The following is a 15,753-nucleotide window of genomic DNA, read 5'->3' as shown; positions in this document are numbered from 1 at the left end:
ACTCTGGGCAAAGTTGCGGCCCGGCCTCGACCAGGGCACACCGCTCAGCCTACGCCGTGGATGTTTCCTGCGTGTTTCAATGCCGTTTCCACGCGGGGAAATCACGGGCTGCCCCTGCCGCACGCCGATCGCTGACCCCGCAAGCGAGAGCCCTCGCATGACCCTTCCTCACGACACACGTGAGACACATGACCTGAGGGGAAGGGAGGCACCGCACTCTTCAGAACGCCGCGGAGCGGCGATGTGGAATCACCGCGGGGTTCGGCGCGCGGCCTTCGCGGATAACGGAAGCGCAGAGCAGGCGTGTTATACCCTTGAGGCGCGAACAGACGTGCTGCCGTTATGGTATGCTCTCGGTAAGAGACGGTTTGCTTCTGGCGAAGACGTCCGGCGCACAGCGCGGCGGCGATCGGCGCCGAACACGGTATCGACGTAATCGGCCTTGTTGTCGGCCTTGTAATGGGATAGTATCCAGGCGAAGGCGTTAGCGCCTGATCATTTACCCCGCGGAGGGTGCGGCTATGATCCTCGTCGTCGACGACGACCCGAAGATCCGCCGGCTGCTCAAGGTCGAGCTGCGTGCGCATGAGTATCGCACTGCCGAGGCCGCCAACGGCAATGAGGCGCTCGACCAGTTCGACAAGCGCAAGCCCTGGCTGGTGCTGTTGGACCTGATGCTGCCCGACATGGACGGCCTCGAGGTGCTGCGCCGCATCCGCGAGCATTCGCCCACGCCCGTCGTCGTCGTCAGCGCCAAGACAGCCGACCTCGACCGCATCAGGGGCCTGCAGCTCGGCGCCGACGACTACATCGTCAAGCCCTTCAACCCCGAGGAAGTCGTCGAGCGCGTCAAGGCCGTGCTGCGCCGCACCCGCCAACCCCGCCGCCGCACCGAGGGCCGCCGCGTCGACCTCGACAACGTCGTGATCGATCTCGACGGCCACAGCGTCACGGTCGAGGGCCGGCCGGTAGCGCTTTCGCCCAAGGAGTGGCAGTTGCTGGAGCAGCTCGCCACCCATCCTGGCCGCACCCTCCTGCACGAGGACCTGCTGGAGAGGACCTGGGGGCAGCAGTACCGCGACGACGTGCAGTTCCTGCGCGTCTGGATCAGCCGTCTGCGCCAGAAGATCGAGCGCAATCCCGCGCAGCCGCGCCTGATCCGCACCGTGCAGGGTGTCGGCTACGTGCTGGACACCTCGCCGCAGCCGCCGGATTTTCCACCGGCGCTGGTGGCGAGTTCGAACAATAACTGAGCGAGCCACCAGCGCGAACCACTCCCATGTCAATCGTTGTGCCGCGTGGGCGCGGTCGGTGTGCTGCGCCTGCGGTTCCCTTAGACATGGTTTCAAAACCGGCTCGGGTTCCCGCTTGCAGAGATGCGATCGCACGTGCCCGCCGGTTTTGAAACCATCTGTTAACCGCGGCGGGGCGCCTCGCCCGCGCGCCCGCAGGCGTCCCAGGCGCCTTCCTCTACTCGACGTAAGAATTCAGAACATACGTGCGTCTCCGCTGTAATGTGGTAACACCTCGGGGCGCTCCGGCGCCCCGTCCGGCGGGAGGCGCACAACCATGGCACGGCCAGCGGCGAATCATATGCCGACGCTCTATCCCGGTCTTTCCTACCGCGATGCCCCGGCGGCCATCGCCTGGCTGGAGCGGGCGTTCGGCTTCGAGGAGCTGCTGCTGGTGCCGGGGCCGAAGGGCACCGTCGCCCACGCCGAGCTGAAGCTGGGCAACGGCGTGCTGATGCTCGGCAGCCTGCGTGACACCGATACCGGCCTGCGCCAGCGGGCGCCGTACGTCTTCGTCGCCGATGCGGACGCGCACCACGCCCGCGCGGCCGCCGCCGGCGCCGAGATCACGCTGCCGCCGCACGACAACGACTACGGCGGGCGTGGCTACGCGGCGCGCGACCTCGAAGGCAACGAGTGGAGCTTCGGCTCCTACCGCCCGGCGCTCTGACGCCGAACGCGGGTTCAGGGAAACGGGACAGACGATGACGGCGGTTGCGGGACAGATCGCGCACGCACGACTAACGCTTACTGCCGCCGAGCAACGGCCGTTCGCCGCTGCAGACGGCGGCCCGCGGCTGAGCAGCGCCAGCTTCGCGATCAGGTACGAGGGCGATCTGGCAGGCGCGGGTGTGCTGGAGGAGCTGCGCATCGACTTCGCCGACGGCTCGGCCAGCATCTACGGCATCGAGCGCGCCAGCGGCAGCGTGGGCGGCAGGACGGGCAGCTTCGTGCTGGAGCACGTCGGCGCCTGCCGCAACGGCGTGCTCACCTCCAAGCGCACCGTCGTGCCCGGCTCCGGCACCGGCGAGCTTTCCGGCCTGCGCGGCGTGATCGATCTCGCCTGCGCTGACTCCGCCGCCTGCGCGATCAGCTTCCACTACTGCTTCGACTGATCCGGCAGGATCAGCGCACGGTTGCGGCTTTGCGCGCGCGGAACAGCAGCACGGCCGACTGCGCCGCGCCGGTGCGGGCGTTGCGGCAGCGGTCGAGCACGGCGACGCGGGCGAAGCCGGCGGCGGTGACGTGGTCCAGAAGGTCCCCTTCCGGTTCAGCGCCGCCGATTCAACGGAACCAGTCGTCCAGGCTGTGCCCTTCGCCCTCCGGCAGCGGCGCGGTCAGGATGATCTCGGCCGCGACCAGCCGCCCGCCCGGCCGCAGCACGCGCCCCGCCTCGCGCAGCAGCGCCGTCTTGTCGGGGTTGAGGTTGAAGATGCCGTTGACCAGCACGGCGTCGGCCGACTCGTCCGCCAGTGGCAGGGCGCAGCCGTCCGCCAGCCGTATCTCGACCTGCGGCATCCTCGCCACGTTCGCCACGCGCCGCGCCCGTTCCACCATTTGCGGTGCGAAGTCGACGCCGATCACGTGGCCCGTCTCCCCCACGGCCCGCGCCGCGAGCAGGCTGTCGAGCCCCGCGCCGCAGCCCAGGTCGACCACCGTCTCGCCGGGGTGTAATTCGGCCCGCGGCACGGGGCAGGCGACGCCGGCGAACGCCTCCGCCGCCTCCGCGGGCAGCGCCGCCAGCAGCTCCGGCGCGTAGCCCACGGCCTCCGCAAAGGCGCGGCCAACCGGGAAGCCGAAGTCCCGCGCAGGTTCGGCGGCAACGCCACTGTAGCGCTCGCGTACGGCCGCCTGCACCGCGTCGGGCGAGAGGCCGTCAGGTAGTTGGGACATCGCTGCGTTCCTGCCGGCCGGGCTTGCGGGCGCTGAAGCCGACGCCGCGCGTCTCGAACTCGCGCGCGTCCGACTCGTGCGGCGATCCGGAGAAGACATCCACCATCTCACCGAGCTCGACGTCGGCGAAGCCGGCGCCACGCACCACGTCCAGGTACTCCTCCACGAGGAGTCCGCCGGCGATTCAGCCGGTCCAGAGGTCGATCTCGGCTTTGGCCTCGTCGGGCACCGGGATCTGCACCATCACGTCGGCGATCTGCAGGCGGCCACCCGGCTTGAGCACGCGCCACAGCTCGCGGTAGACCGCGGCCTTGTCCGGGCAGAGGTTGATCGCGCCGTTGCTGATCGCGATGTCGACGGAAGCGTCCGCCAGCGGCAGGCGCTCGGCGCGGCCCTCGCGAAACTCGAGGTGCGAGAGCCCTGCTTGCGCGGCCGCGGCGCGTGCCTCCGCCAGCATCGCCGGTGTCATGTCGACGCCGATCACGCGGCCGCCTGTTCCCACCTGGCGGGCGGCGTGCTGCGCGTCGAAACCGGCGCCGCAGCCGACGTCCAGCACGGTTGTGCCCGCGGGCAGCGTGCCGAACTGGAAGGGATTGCCCACGCCGGCGAAGCGCCGCACGGCCGCGTCGGGCACCGCCGCTACCCAGGCGTCCGGATAGCCCAGCAGCGCCGCCAGCGGCCGGCCGGTGTGGAAGTGGAAGCCGCGATCGGGATCCGTCGCGACCTCCGTGTACTTGTCCTGCACCGCGCAGCTGAGCGCGTCGAGATCGAGCGGCGTGGTAACCATCGCGGCCGCCTTTCGCTGGCGTGCGTCTTCACGGACACGATCATGAAAGCGCGGGCGTAAAATGCGTGGTAGATGCGGTATTGCATGGAAAGCATGAGGATAGACGCATGATTGAGCCGACGCTGCGTCAGCTCGCCATCTTCCGCAGCGTCGCGCGGCTGGGCAGCCTGACGCGCGCGGCGGAGGCGCTGGATCTCGGTCAGCCCGCCGTTTCCCAGCACGTCGCGGCGCTGGAGCGGGCGCTGGGCGCGCGGCTGATCGTGCGCGCCGGCCGCGGCGTGCGGCTCAGCGAGGCCGGGCAGATCGCGGCCGAGTACGGCGACCGCATCCTGCGGCTCAGCGAGCAGCTGCAGGCGGAGATCACGGCGCTGACGGGCCTCAGCGCCGGCCGGCTGGTGGTGGGCGCCGGCCAGACGCCGGGGGATTACCTGCTGCCGGCGGTGCTGGGCGAGTTTCACCGCCGCTACCCCGGCGTCAGCGTCGAGCTGGAGATCGCCGACACGCGCCGCGTCACCGACTGGCTGATGCGCCACGTCTACGACCTCGGCTTCATCGGCGACCGCGTCGAGCACCCCGATCTGCCGCTGGAGCCGTTCGTCGAAGACCGCGTCGTGCTCTTCGTCGCCAGCGGCCACCCGCTGGCCCGGCGCACGGTCGTGACCCTGGCCGATGTCCTGGAGGCGGGGCTGATCGCGCGCGAGCCGGGCAGCGCCACGCGGGCCACGGGCGAGCGGGCGCTGGTCGCCGCCGGCATGGCGCCGCGCTTCGTGATGGAGCTGGGCAGCAACGAGGCGGTGAAGCGGGCCGTGCTCGCCGGGCTGGGCGTCGGCCTCACCTCGATTTACGCGCTGGAGGTCGAGCTGCAGGCGGCGCGGCTGCGCGTGCTGCCCGTGCCGGAATTCGACGGCCGGCGTATGCTCTACATCGCCCGGCACCGCAGCGCTCCGCTCACCGCCGCGCAGGCCGCCTTCCTCGAGCTGGCGCGCGCCGTGAAGGAGACGGACCTGTTGCGCCACTTGGCGCGGCGCTCAGGCCGCCACGCGCCGGTGTAGAATAGGCGCCGCGCCGGGCGGCGACAGCCGGCGATACACGGCAGGAGGCGTCAGGTGAACGGACGTGCGGCGATCTATCACGGCCCGGAGCAGCCCTTTGAGCTGCGCGAGTTCCCGTTGCCGCCGCTCGAAGCGGACGCGATCATGGTCAAGGTCGCGATGGCGGGCATCTGCGGCTCCGACCTGCACATCTGGCGCGGCGAGATTCCCGCCCGCTTCCACCTCCCCGCCGGCCACGAGATGACCGGCCGCGTCTACCAGCTCGGCGAGCACGTGCGCAGCGATTCGCTGGGCAAGCCGCTGCGCGAGGGCGACCGTATCGCCTACGCCTACTTCTATCCCTGCCGCCGCTGTTACGTCTGCCTGCGCGGCGAGCCGGCCGCCTGCCCCAACCAATCACCCGCCGTGAAGCTGGGCGAGGCGCCCTACTTCACCGGCGCCTTCGCCGATTACTACTATCTGCGTCCGGGCCACTGGGTCTACCGCGTGCCCGACGAGCTGCCGGACGAGCTGGTGGCGCCGGTCAACTGCGCCCTTTCGCAGGTGATGTACGGCCTGCACAAGGCGGGCGTGCGCCTGGGCGACACGGTCGTCTTGCAGGGCGCGGGCGGGCTGGGGCTGAACGCCGCCGCCGTGGCGCGAGAGATGGGCGCGGCCAAGATCATCGCGATCGATGGCGTCGCCGGCCGGTTGGCGATCGCCAAACGCTTCGGCGTGGATCACACCATAAACATCAACGAGGTCGATACGCCGGAAAAGCGCATCGCCGCGATCAAAGACCTGACGGACGGCGTCGGCGCGGACGTGGTCTGCGACTTCGTCGGCTTCACCGCGGTGATCCCGGAAGGGATCGAGATGCTGCGCTTCGGCGGGACGTATCTCGAAGTCGGCACGATCAGCACGGACGCGAGCGTAACGTTGCAGCCGGCGCGGTTGGTCTTCCCCAGCAAGAAGATCATCGGCATCTATCACTACGAGCCGTGGACGATCCCTACCGCGCTCGACTTCCTGCAGCGCACGCGGCACACGTACCCGTTCGAGGCGATCGTCTCGCACAAGTACCCGCTGGAGCAGATCGACCGGGCCTTCGCCGAAGCCGAGTGGCTGAACCGCGCCGCCAACCCGACAGCCGTGACACGGGCCGTGATCGCGTGGTAGGCGAGGCGTGGCGGGCCCTCATCCTCACCCCCTTACCCCTCTCCTTCTCCCAATACTGGGAGAAGGAGAGGGGCGATCCCGGGTTGGAGCGATCCGGAAGGCGCAGGGTTAGCACGTTTGTGTAGGGGCGCACGGTTACCCCTGCGCCGTCCGATTCGTGCTCCGCCCGATCGCCCCTTTCCCTCATCCCAAAGCGCTCCCCGCGCGATGTCAGAGATTGGGGGAAAGGGGACGGGGGATAGAGGGCCGGGCGCGCCGAGCCGCTTCAATCCAGCTTCGCCAGCTCCCCGTGCCGGAAGCAGCTCGTGAGGTGGTCGTTGACCATGCCCGTCGCCTGCATGAAGGCGTAGCAGATCGTCGAGCCGACGAAGCGGAAGCCGCGCTTTCGCAACGCGGCGCTGAGCGCGTCGGACTCGGCCGTGCGCGCCGGCACCTCCGCCAGGCTCTGCCAGGCGTTCTGCCGCGGGCTGCCGCCCACGAACGGCCACAGCCAGGCGTCGAAGCTGCCGTGCTCCGTTTGGAGATCGAGAAACGCCCGTGCGTTCCCGATCGCGGCGGCGATCTTCAGCCGGTTGCGCACGATGCCGGCGTTGCCGAGCAGTTCGGCGACCTTCTCCGCTCTGTAGGCGGCCACGCGCGCCGGCTCGAAGCCGTCAAAGGCGGCGCGGTAGTTGTCGCGCTTCGCCAGGATCGTCTCCCAGCTTAAGCCGGCCTGGGCGCCCTCGAGCACGATGAACTCGAACAGGGCGCGATCGTCGTGCAGCGGCGTGCCCCACTCCGTGTCGTGGTAGGGCAGGCTGAGCGCGCTGCGCGCCCAGCCGCAGCGGGTTGGTTCGGCCATGTCGTCCTGCTCCGGTGCAACGCGCCCTGCGCGCAGCACGCCCCTCATACTACGCTCTACGCTCTACGCCCTACGCCCTGTTCCCTGTTTCCTGTCACCTGTACCCTGTCACCTGTCACCTGTCACCTGTTACCTGTTACCTACGCACCGCCGGAGGCTGCCGCGTGGCCGAACCCGCCGAGCTGACGTTCACGATCGCGCCGGAGGTGCTGGCGCTGGGCCTCGGCGGCGCCTACCTCGTGATCGACGGCATCGCCAGCCGCGCCACGCACGCGGCCTTCGAGGCGCTGCTTGAGGCCGAGCTGCCGGCGCTGCGCGAGCAGTACGCCGCGCCGGATTTTGCGAAGACAGACCCCGTGCTGGCCGGCTTCCGCGAGCTGCACACGCGCGTGGGCCGCTCCAACCGCCGCTTCGTGGCCTCGCCGGAGGCGCTGCTGGGCCGCTTTCAGCGCACGGGCGCGCTGCCGCGCGTCAACCTGCTGGTGGACATCTATAACCTCGTGAGCCTGAAGACGCGGTTGGCGCTCGGCGCCCACGACGTGGCGCGGATCGAGGGCGGCGTCTGCCTGCGGCTCACGGACGGCAGCGAGGGCTTCCGGCCGCTGGGCGCGGCCGAGCCGGAGCCCATCTTCGCCGGCGAATACGCCTACTGCGACGCGGCGAACGACGTGCTCTGCCGCATGGAGGTCGTGCAGGTAGAGAAGACGAAAGTCACCGAAAGCACGACCGCCGCCTTCTACATCGTGCAGGGCAACATGCACACGCCCGCCGCGAGCATCCGCGCCGCCGTCGAGGAGTTGACCGCGCTGACCACGCGCTTCTGCGGCGGCACGGCGCGGCTGCTCTACACGCCGGCATAGATCGCGGCGTACTCCACCAGCCCGTGCCGCAGTGCGTAGCCAGCGGCTTCGGTGCGGTTGGCGCAGCCGGTCTTGTTCAAGATGCTGCGCACGTGCTGGAAGACGGTGTTCACACTGATCACGAGCGCAGCGGCGATCTCGCGGTTGCTTTTGCCCAGCGCTACGAGCCGCAGCACCTCGACTTCGCGGGCGCTGAGGCCGTTGGGCAGCCGCGCGGGAGCTGCCGTGGGTTGCGGCGGCGCGACGGATACGGCTTGAGCGGCCGGCTCGGCGGGGATGGGCAGCGCGAGCGCCAATGCGATCGCTTCGTCTTCGGAGAGCGCCCGCCCCTCGGCCCAGGCTGCGGCGAACGCCTCCTCGCCCAGCTTGCGCTTGAGCGAGGCCATCGTGCGCTCGTGCAGCCCTGTGCTGATCGCGGTGTTCGGGGCGCCAGCCCGCTCGCGCAGCGCCTCGCCCGCGCCGAACAGCACGGCCGAGCGGCGCGGATCGCCCAGGCGGTTGGCCATGGCGCCGAACGTGCCCAGGGCGAAGCCGCGACTGGCCAGGTGCCCCTGCTCGCGGGCCAGCTCGATCGCCTCGATCAGCAGCTCGCGGGCGCGGGCGGAGGCGTTGCGGCTGTTGAGGTAGACGGCGCGCAGGATCAGCGTCTCCATCAGCCGCGCGCTCAGACCACGCGCACGGCTGATGCGGCGGCTCTCGGCGAGCAGCTCGGCGCCGCGGCGCTCGTCGCCCAGCCGGTCCGCCACGGCGCCCAGCAGGTCGAGCGTGCGTGTGGCCACGATCCAGTCGCCGCTCGCGCGCCCCAGCGCCAGCGCCTCGGCGAGGGGCGCCTCCGCCGCCTCATACTCCTCGTGCCGAAAGCGCTGCATGCCCAGCTGCTGCAACCCATGCGCGAGGTACCAGGGATCGCCGTAGGCGCGCAGGGCGCGCAGGCTTTCGTCGAACAGTCGCAGCGCCGTGGCTTGATCGCCAGCCACATCCGTGTAGATCGCCGCGTTGATCGTCGCCAGCGCCCACTGCGGGCGGTCGCCGGCCGCAAGGAAGAGGCCCGCGGCCTCGTGGCTGCGCGCCCGCCCCTCGGCGGTATCCGGCAGGTTGGCGCCCAGCGCCGACCACGCCCGGCCGGCGCCGCGCTTGTCGCCGTGTGTCTCCAGGATGCGTGCCGCTTCCCGCAGCGCCCCGGCCAGCTCCGTCGCCAGGATCCCCTCGGCCTGGTTGAGCCGGGCCTTCACCGTGATCGCCCCGGCCCACGCCCGCTCGAACTCCGCCGCGTCGGACAGGGCCAGCGCCCGTTCGGCCCAGTCGCGGCCCGCGCGCAGCTCCGTCCGCCGGCGCCAGTACCAGCCCAGCGCCGCGACGAAACGTAGGGCGATCTGTGTCTCCCTGTGCGCGATCGCCCACTCCAGCGCCGTTGCCAGGTTCTCGCGCTCGGCGGCGAGGCGGTCCGCCCACACCTCGGCCCTGCGGTCGGCCTCCAGCGTGTCCGACTCCTCGGCGAGATCGAGATAGCAGCGCGCGTGCCGGCGCAGCGCCGCCTCGGCTTCTCCTGCGGCCTCGAGCCGCTCGATCGCCAGCTCGCGCACCGTCTCCAGCAGGCCGAAGCGCGGCTCGCCCTGCAGATCGGCCAACGGCGTGACCAGGTGCTGATCGACGAGCGCCGCGATCGGCGCCAGGGCGTCGGCATCGGCGCCTGGCGGCAGGCAGACGGCGGCGACGACCTGCAACCCGAAGCCACCCGCGAACACCGCCAGCCGCCGGAAGACCGCCTGCTGCTCGGCGCTCAGCAGCTCGTAGCTCCAGGCCAGCGTCTGGCGCAGTGTCTGCTGCCGCTCGGGCAGGTCGCGCGGCCCTTCCACCAGCAGGGCCAGCCGCCGGTCCAGCCGCGCCAGCAGCGCCGCCGGTGAGAGCGTGCGCACCCGCGCCGCGGCCAGCTCCAGCGCCAGCGGCAGCCCGTCCAGCCGCCGGCAGATCGCTGCGATGGCTGGGGTGTTCTCCGCGTCGAGCGTGAAGCCGAAGCGCGCCGCGGCGGCGCGGGCGCAGAAGAGCTGCACCGCCGGGCTCGCCTGCACGCTGCTGAGATCCGTTTCGCCCTCTGCCGGCAAGGCCAGCGGCGCCACGCCGTATTCGTACTCGTCGCGCAGGCGTAGCGGCGTACGGCTGGTGACCAGCAGCGTGAGGAGCGGGCAGCGCTCCAACAGCGCGGCGAGCAGCGGCGCCGCCTCCGCCAGCTGCTCGAAGTTGTCGAGCAGCAGCAGCAGGCGCCTGCCATCGAGGGCGCGGACGAGATCGTCCAGCGTCGCCGGAGCGTGCGTCTCCAGCAGCCCCAGCGCCCGCGCCAGGGCGCCGAGCAGCAGCACCGGCTCACGCAGCGGCGCCAGGTCGACGAAGACGAGGCCATCGGGGAAGGCGTCCGCGACCGCGCGGGCAGCGGCGATGGCGAGCCGCGTCTTGCCCGAGCCGCCGGCGCCGGTGAGCGTGACCAGCCCCACGTCGTCGCGCAGCAGCAGCGCTCGCACGGCCGCCAGCTCGTCGTCGCGGCCCAGCAGCGGCGTGCGCGGCGCGGGCAACGCGGCGGGAGTGAACGGGCTCGCGGCGTGCGCGTGGTTTCTGCTGGACATCGCGCTTTGCCTCGCGTACGAGACGGCCGCGCCGGGCGCCTTCCCGGCGAGACGCCTCCGTCCACGATAAACGATCGGTGAGGCGCATTTCGCGCACCCGCACACCCAGCCTGCGCGATGCCGCCCTTCACGCTCGCCGCCAGGCCCGCGCCCGCGCGAAATGGGCGCGTAGCCAGCAGGCGAGCGAGCGGGCGGCCCGCGGCGGGCGGTTCGCCCTGGCGCCGTGCCGCATCGTGGCCGCTCGCTCGGCGGCCAGCAGATCGAGTTCCCGTAGCAGTGCGGACCGGCGTTGCGCAGCGCGCAGCTCCTGCCGCCGGCGTTCCTGCGCCTCCTGAATGCGTCCGAAGTCCATGGCTTCGCCCTCTCTCCATCCGCGCTGCGGCTGGCGCCGGCCAAGCGGGTACACTAAGCAGCAGGCGCCAGCTACAAGCGTGTGCAGATCGCGCTGCTTGTGTGTGTTTGTTACGCTGCGTATATGAAACGATGACGTCTCACAGAAGAGTCTATCATGTTCCACCGCGGCCGGCGAGGTCCGTGTGCCGATGGATCGAAAACTGCTTGACGCAACCCTGGCCGTGCTGGCCGAGGGCGGCCTCGAGGCGGTCAGCCTCGACCGCGTGGCCGAACAGGCGGGCGTCTCCCGGGTCACGCTCTGGCGGCAGGGCGTTTCCCGCGAGTCGCTGATCGCCGCCCTGCTCGAGCGGCTCGCCGCCGACTACCGCGAGGCGCTCTGGCCGATCCTCACGGCCGAAGGCAGCGGCCGCGAGCGGCTGCGCCGGGCGCTGGAGGCGCTCTGCAGCGTGGCCGACCGCCACCTGCCGCTGCTGCTGGCCTCGGACACGGCCTTTCACCAGTCCGGGGCGCCGGGCTTCAACTTCAACGGGCCGATCGAGCGCCTGCTGCGCGACGGCCTCGCCGACGGCTCGTTGCAGCCCGCGGGCGATCCGCGGGAGTTGGCGAACGTGGTCTTCAACGCGGTCTGCTGGCCCTACGTGCACCTGCGCGGCCGCCATGGCTGGGCTTCAGAGCGGGCGCGCCCACAACTCGTCGGCCTGGTGCTGCGCGGCATCGGCCCGGACACGGCGCAGGCGTAGCCACGGCCCTGGAGCGGAACCGATGCACCTGGAACTGGTCCCGCTGCTGCGCGTCGAGCGCGAGCTGTACCACACGCCGCGCGGCTTCGCGCGCTTCCGCAAGTACCTGGCGACGATGCAGGGCGGCACAAACGATGTGGAGTTGCTGCCGCTCGTCGCGCTCAACCCGATGGGCAAAGAACACGTCGCCGCCGTGCTCGACGCGCTGCTGGCGCTCGACGCGGAGGCGGTCGCGGCCGAGGCCGCCGCCGATGCCGGCCGCCGGCTGGCGGGCGAGGCCGGCTCGCTCAAGGTCGGGCTGGTCGTCGCCGACGACGCGCAGGGCGGCTGGACGCAGCGCGAGCTGACCGACGCCAAACACCGCTTCGAGATCGACGCGGCGCTCAAGCGCGGCTGGGCGACGGTGTTGCTCTGGAGCAGCGAGACGCCATCGCGCGAGACCGTGCGCCGGGAAACGCTCGCCGCGATCTTCCGCGCCTGCTATGTGCGCCGCCACGGCGAGCCGCGCACGCTCGGCCAGATGCTGCGCCAGGAGGGCCAGGTCGCCGCCTTCGCCGAAACGCCGCCGCCCGACCGCTCAGTGCAAGAGCTGGCCGCGATCCGTGCCGTGATCGACCCGCGCCGCGAGGAGACCGCCTATCCGGTGATCATCGCCTGCCTCTACGGCGACGCGGCGGCGCAGGCCGTCGGCTATCCGCGGCTGGGCTTGCCGGAGGGCGCCGGCTTCATGCTGGCGCTGCACGAGGCGCTGCAGGGAATAGGGACGAGGGACGAGGAATCAGGAACGAGGAAATAGGAACGAGGAAATAGGAAATAGGGGTGCGGTGGCCTCGTCCCTCGTTCCTATTTTCTGTGCTCTATTTCCTCGTCCCGGCGTCCCTACGCCCCCTGTTCCCTGTTCCCTGTTCCCTGTTCCCTATGAGTTCGCAGCTGCTCGTGCATACGGGCGGCCAGCATGCCGGCGGGCATCGGCCGGCCGACGAAGAAGCCCTGCGCCGCGTCGCAGCCCAGCGCCACCAGCGCGTCCCAGGTCTCCTGGTTCTCCACGCCCTCGGCCACCACCACCAGGCCGGCGTTGTGCGCCAGCTCGATCACGGAGCGCACGACGGCGTGCGCGGGCGGGTCTTCAACCATGCGGCCGACCGTCGCCCGGTCGATCTTGATCTCGTCCACGCCAAGCTGGGCCAGGTGCGGCTGTGTGAACTGGCTGGAGCCGAAGCCCTCGACGGAGAGGCGCACACCCGCCGCGTCGAGCTGCTGCAGCATGGCCACGGCGCGGCGCAGGTCTTCGGCCACGCCGCTGTCCGTGATGCCGAAGGTGAGCCAGCCCGGATCGACTTCGAGGTGTGAGAGCAGCGTGGTGAGCGTGTCGGAGAGCAGCGAGTTGTAGCCGAGCTTGGGCGAGAGGTTGACCGTGACGCCCAGCTCCAGTCCCTCCAGCCGCCAGGCGCGGCACTGGCGCAATGCCGTGGCCAGCACCCAGCGTGTCAGCGGCGCGATCAGCCCCGCCTGCTCGGCCAGCGGGATGAACTGGTCGGGCATCAGCAGGCCGCGCTCCGGGTGCTGCCAGCGCGCCAGCGCCTCGGCGCGCACGATGCGGCCCGAGGGCAGCTCGACCACGGGCTGATAGTGCAGCAGCAGCCAGCGCTGGGCCAGGGCGCGACGCAGCTCGGAGAGCAGCGCCAGCCGGTTCGGGTCTTCCGCGGCCTGCGGCTCGCCGAAGCGGGCGGTGTCGCTGCCGCTGCGCTTGGCGGCGTACATCGCCAGGTCGGCGTGGCGTACCAGCGTCTCGGCATCGGCGCCGTGGTCGGGGAAGAGGGCGATGCCGGTGCTCACGTGCATGGTGAGGTGGCGGCCGTCGATCACGAAGGGCTGCTCGAAGGCGCGCACGATCTTTTGCGCCACGATCTCGGCCTCGGGGTTGCGGGCGCCGGGCAGCACCACGGCGAACTCATCGCCGCCCAGCCGCGCCAGCGTGTCCGAGTCGCGCAGGGCGCTTTGCAGCCGCGGCGCGGCCTGCTGCAAGAGCTGGTCGCCGGCATGGTGGCCGAAGCGGTCGTTCACCTCTTTGAACTGGTCCAGGTCGAGGAAGAGCAGGGCCAGCGGCGAGCGCTGCCGATAGGCGAGGCGGATGGCGTGCTGCAGGCGGTCTTGCAGCAGGATGCGGTTGGGCAGGCCGGTGAGCGCGTCGTGCAGCGCCTGGTGCTGCAACAGCTCCTCGGCCTGCTTGCGCGCCGTGATGTCGCGCGCGGTGACGATAATCCCGTCCACGTGGGCATCGTCCAGCGAGTTGCGCAGGATCGCCTCGATATACCTCCAGGCGCCGTCGCCAGACTGCTGACGATACTCGACCGTGCGCTGGTGCCCCGGCGTGGCGGAAACCTCGTCGAGGGCGCTGTGCAGCCGCTCGGCGTCCTCACGGGCGATCGTTTCGAAGATGCTGCTGCCGAGCAGGCGCTCAGCGGGGTAGCCGATGCTGCGCTCGGCGGCGGGGCTGAGGAAGGTGATCGTGCCGATCGGGTCGAGCACGAGGATGATGTCGGAGCTGCGGTCCACCAGGGCGCGGAAGCGCGCTTCGCTGGCGCGCACCCCCTCCTCAGCCGAGCGGCGCGCCAGCAGGTGGCCGGCCTGCGCCGCCAGCAGGCTGAGCAGGCGCGTGTCTTCGGCGGAGAAGGCGGCGCCCGGCGCGTAGCGGCGCACGATCACGACGCCGAGCTTCTGCGTGCCCGCCTCCAGCGGCGCGCCGAGCGTGGCGCGCAGGCCCGTCCGGCCGCTGGCGTCGCCACCGTCGAAGACATCCACCATCAGCGGCGAGCCGAGCTGCCAGACCGTGCCGGTGATGCCCTGCCCCGGCTGCACGCGTTCCGGCGGCGGCGGCGTCGCTTCGCCGCCGTGGGCCACGGCGCGCAGCAGGCCCTCACCCGAGTCCCAGAGATAGACTGAGGCGCTTTCGCCCTCGCTGATGCGCAGCGCGGCCTCGACGATGCGTTCGCCCAGCTCTGACGTGGAGTGCGCCAGGCCGGCGTCCAGCGCCAGCTCGTGCAGGGCGAGCAGGCGCACGGCCTGGTGCATCGCCGGCACATACGGCTCCTGCTGCGGGGTCTCGGAGGTCAAGAACTCCTCCGTGGCATCTGCCTCACCAGCCGTCGTCGTCATGGGCGCCGCGCCTCATTATTACATAACCGCGTCGTAACCGGGCAGCGGCGCCGGAAGGCCGAACCGCGGCGCCGTGCGACTAGGCGAACGCAAGAGCTCACCGCAAGTATCGCGGCGGCGCGGCGAAACTTTAGCACGCCGGACGCGCGGCAGACCCGGCGGCGCGGCCGGCGTAACGTACGGTAAACCGCCTGGAAATCTGCAGGAAACGGCGAAGCTGCGCCCTGGCGAGCGTTATGGAGCTGGCGACACATAAAACGGCGACGCAGCCGGATACTGCCCTGCAGAAACATAGATTTCACATTGGGGACACACTGGCGAAACCGCGAAACACGACGATGAGAACGCCTCGACCGAGAAGCCGGAAATGCTGCGCGGGCTGTGCATGCTGCCGGCGAACGGCGATCGTTGCGCCATTTTGTGCGCATTTCGTCACAGACCTGGTCATTGGAGCGACGATGAAGCTGCAGCAGGCAATGCTGGTGAAACTGCGCGGCGGGGCGCTGATCGGCGCCACGGTGGCGCTGGGCATCTCCTGGTCGTTTGCGCTCGTCCACATCAAGACCGGGGCGCTGCCGCTGCTCTGGGCGGCGGCCATGCCGCTGCTGGCCTTCTACTATCTCTCCGGCCCGCCGCGCGCGGCATGGAAGCACCTGCCCGCCGCCGCGCTCAGCATCTACGCGCTCGTGCTCTGGCGTGTCTCCAGCGGCTACGGCGCGATCGGCGGCGTTGCCACGGCGCTGGGCGTGGCGTCCAGCCTCGCCGTCTTCTGGCTGGCCGCCCGCCTGCACACGGGCACGGCCGCCGGCAGCGCGGCGCCGATCGTCGTTCCGCTAGCCACGTCGTCGCGGCGCGGCAACGCGGCCAAACGGCGCCGCCTGCGCGCCGCCGGCGGCCGGCGCTAGCCTGCTGCTGCACGACAGACCCTGCGACCGGGGCGAAAGAGGACTTGCCCCTACGACCATCGGCGTTACCCGAGGTAAGCGTGATGCCCGCACTGAA

The 15,753-nt window shown here is 70.9% G+C and carries 16 protein-coding genes; 9 read left to right on the top strand and 7 right to left on the bottom strand.

The features are described from left to right. Positions 1-521 precede the first annotated feature (521 nt). The 3 genes from VKV26_02535 (at position 522) to VKV26_02525 (ending at position 2,407) form a co-directional block, all read left to right on the top strand. Positions 522-1,253: a response regulator transcription factor gene (locus tag VKV26_02535; protein ID HLZ68765.1), complete on the top strand. Its 732-nt coding sequence runs from the start codon at positions 522-524 to the stop codon at positions 1,251-1,253. A 316-nt stretch (positions 1,254-1,569) separates the two neighbouring features. Further along, positions 1,570-1,962: a VOC family protein gene (locus tag VKV26_02530; protein HLZ68764.1), complete on the top strand. Its 393-nt coding sequence runs from the start codon at positions 1,570-1,572 to the stop codon at positions 1,960-1,962. A gap of 34 nt (positions 1,963-1,996) precedes the next feature. After that, positions 1,997-2,407 (top strand): DUF3224 domain-containing protein, encoded by a 411-nt coding sequence (locus VKV26_02525; GenBank protein ID HLZ68763.1) that lies wholly within the window; start codon positions 1,997-1,999, stop codon positions 2,405-2,407. A gap of 169 nt (positions 2,408-2,576) precedes the next feature. Here VKV26_02525 and VKV26_02520 read toward each other — a convergent pair whose 3' ends face one another. From VKV26_02520 to VKV26_02510, 3 genes are read right to left on the bottom strand one after another with little or no spacing between them, the layout of a single operon-like run. Beyond that, positions 2,577-3,185, bottom strand: coding sequence for a methyltransferase domain-containing protein (locus VKV26_02520; GenBank protein ID HLZ68762.1), 609 nt, complete (start codon positions 3,183-3,185; stop codon positions 2,577-2,579). Continuing rightward, positions 3,169-3,351 (bottom strand): hypothetical protein, encoded by a 183-nt coding sequence (locus tag VKV26_02515; protein ID HLZ68761.1) that lies wholly within the window; start codon positions 3,349-3,351, stop codon positions 3,169-3,171. Before VKV26_02515 ends, VKV26_02520 begins: the two co-directional genes overlap by 17 nt. Positions 3,352-3,369: 18 nt before the next feature. Further along, entirely contained in the window at positions 3,370-3,972 is a 603-nt protein-coding gene (locus tag VKV26_02510; protein ID HLZ68760.1) for a methyltransferase domain-containing protein, read from the bottom strand. Positions 3,973-4,079: 107 nt separating this feature from the next. Here VKV26_02510 and VKV26_02505 point away from each other — a divergent pair, with 107 nt between their 5' ends. Both VKV26_02505 and VKV26_02500 read left to right on the top strand, forming a co-directional pair. Further along, positions 4,080-5,024: a LysR family transcriptional regulator gene (locus tag VKV26_02505; GenBank protein HLZ68759.1), complete on the top strand. Its 945-nt coding sequence runs from the start codon at positions 4,080-4,082 to the stop codon at positions 5,022-5,024. 54 nt (positions 5,025-5,078) lie between these two features. Next, on the top strand, positions 5,079-6,182 hold the full coding sequence (locus VKV26_02500; protein ID HLZ68758.1) for a zinc-binding dehydrogenase: 1,104 nt from the start codon (positions 5,079-5,081) through the stop codon (positions 6,180-6,182). A 265-nt stretch (positions 6,183-6,447) separates the two neighbouring features. Here the strand turns inward: VKV26_02500 and VKV26_02495 are convergent, their stop codons facing one another. Next, on the bottom strand, positions 6,448-7,023 hold the full coding sequence (locus tag VKV26_02495; protein HLZ68757.1) for a DNA-3-methyladenine glycosylase I: 576 nt from the start codon (positions 7,021-7,023) through the stop codon (positions 6,448-6,450). Positions 7,024-7,187: 164 nt separating this feature from the next. Between VKV26_02495 and VKV26_02490 the strand changes: the two genes are divergently transcribed. Further along, on the top strand, positions 7,188-7,883 hold the full coding sequence (locus VKV26_02490) for a phenylalanine--tRNA ligase beta subunit-related protein (protein HLZ68756.1): 696 nt from the start codon (positions 7,188-7,190) through the stop codon (positions 7,881-7,883). Here the strand turns inward: VKV26_02490 and VKV26_02485 are convergent. Then, positions 7,868-10,501: a LuxR C-terminal-related transcriptional regulator gene (locus tag VKV26_02485; protein ID HLZ68755.1), complete on the bottom strand. Its 2,634-nt coding sequence runs from the start codon at positions 10,499-10,501 to the stop codon at positions 7,868-7,870. The two genes, VKV26_02490 and VKV26_02485, sit on opposite strands and share 16 nt — an antisense overlap. 127 nt (positions 10,502-10,628) lie before the next feature. Next, entirely contained in the window at positions 10,629-10,853 is a 225-nt protein-coding gene (locus VKV26_02480) for a hypothetical protein (GenBank protein ID HLZ68754.1), read from the bottom strand. 190 nt (positions 10,854-11,043) lie between these two features. On the opposite strand from VKV26_02480, the gene VKV26_02475 reads away from it, so the two are divergent. Beyond that, entirely contained in the window at positions 11,044-11,595 is a 552-nt protein-coding gene (locus VKV26_02475; protein HLZ68753.1) for a helix-turn-helix domain-containing protein, read from the top strand. 22 nt (positions 11,596-11,617) lie between these two features. Continuing rightward, positions 11,618-12,391: a hypothetical protein gene (locus VKV26_02470; protein HLZ68752.1), complete on the top strand. Its 774-nt coding sequence runs from the start codon at positions 11,618-11,620 to the stop codon at positions 12,389-12,391. Between the two features lie 83 nt (positions 12,392-12,474). Here the strand turns inward: VKV26_02470 and VKV26_02465 are convergent, their stop codons facing one another. Then, complete coding sequence (locus tag VKV26_02465) at positions 12,475-14,751, bottom strand: EAL domain-containing protein (GenBank protein HLZ68751.1); 2,277 nt, start codon at positions 14,749-14,751, stop codon at positions 12,475-12,477. A 458-nt stretch (positions 14,752-15,209) separates the two neighbouring features. On the opposite strand from VKV26_02465, the gene VKV26_02460 reads away from it, so the two are divergent. After that, positions 15,210-15,656, top strand: coding sequence for a hypothetical protein (locus VKV26_02460; GenBank protein HLZ68750.1), 447 nt, complete (start codon positions 15,210-15,212; stop codon positions 15,654-15,656). The last annotated feature ends 97 nt before the right edge of the window (positions 15,657-15,753 follow it).

It is taken from the genome of Dehalococcoidia bacterium, assembly GCA_035310145.1.
Taxonomy (GTDB): domain Bacteria; phylum Chloroflexota; class Dehalococcoidia; order CAUJGQ01; family CAUJGQ01; genus CALFMN01.
This window is presented reverse-complemented; position numbering and strand designations above follow the sequence as displayed.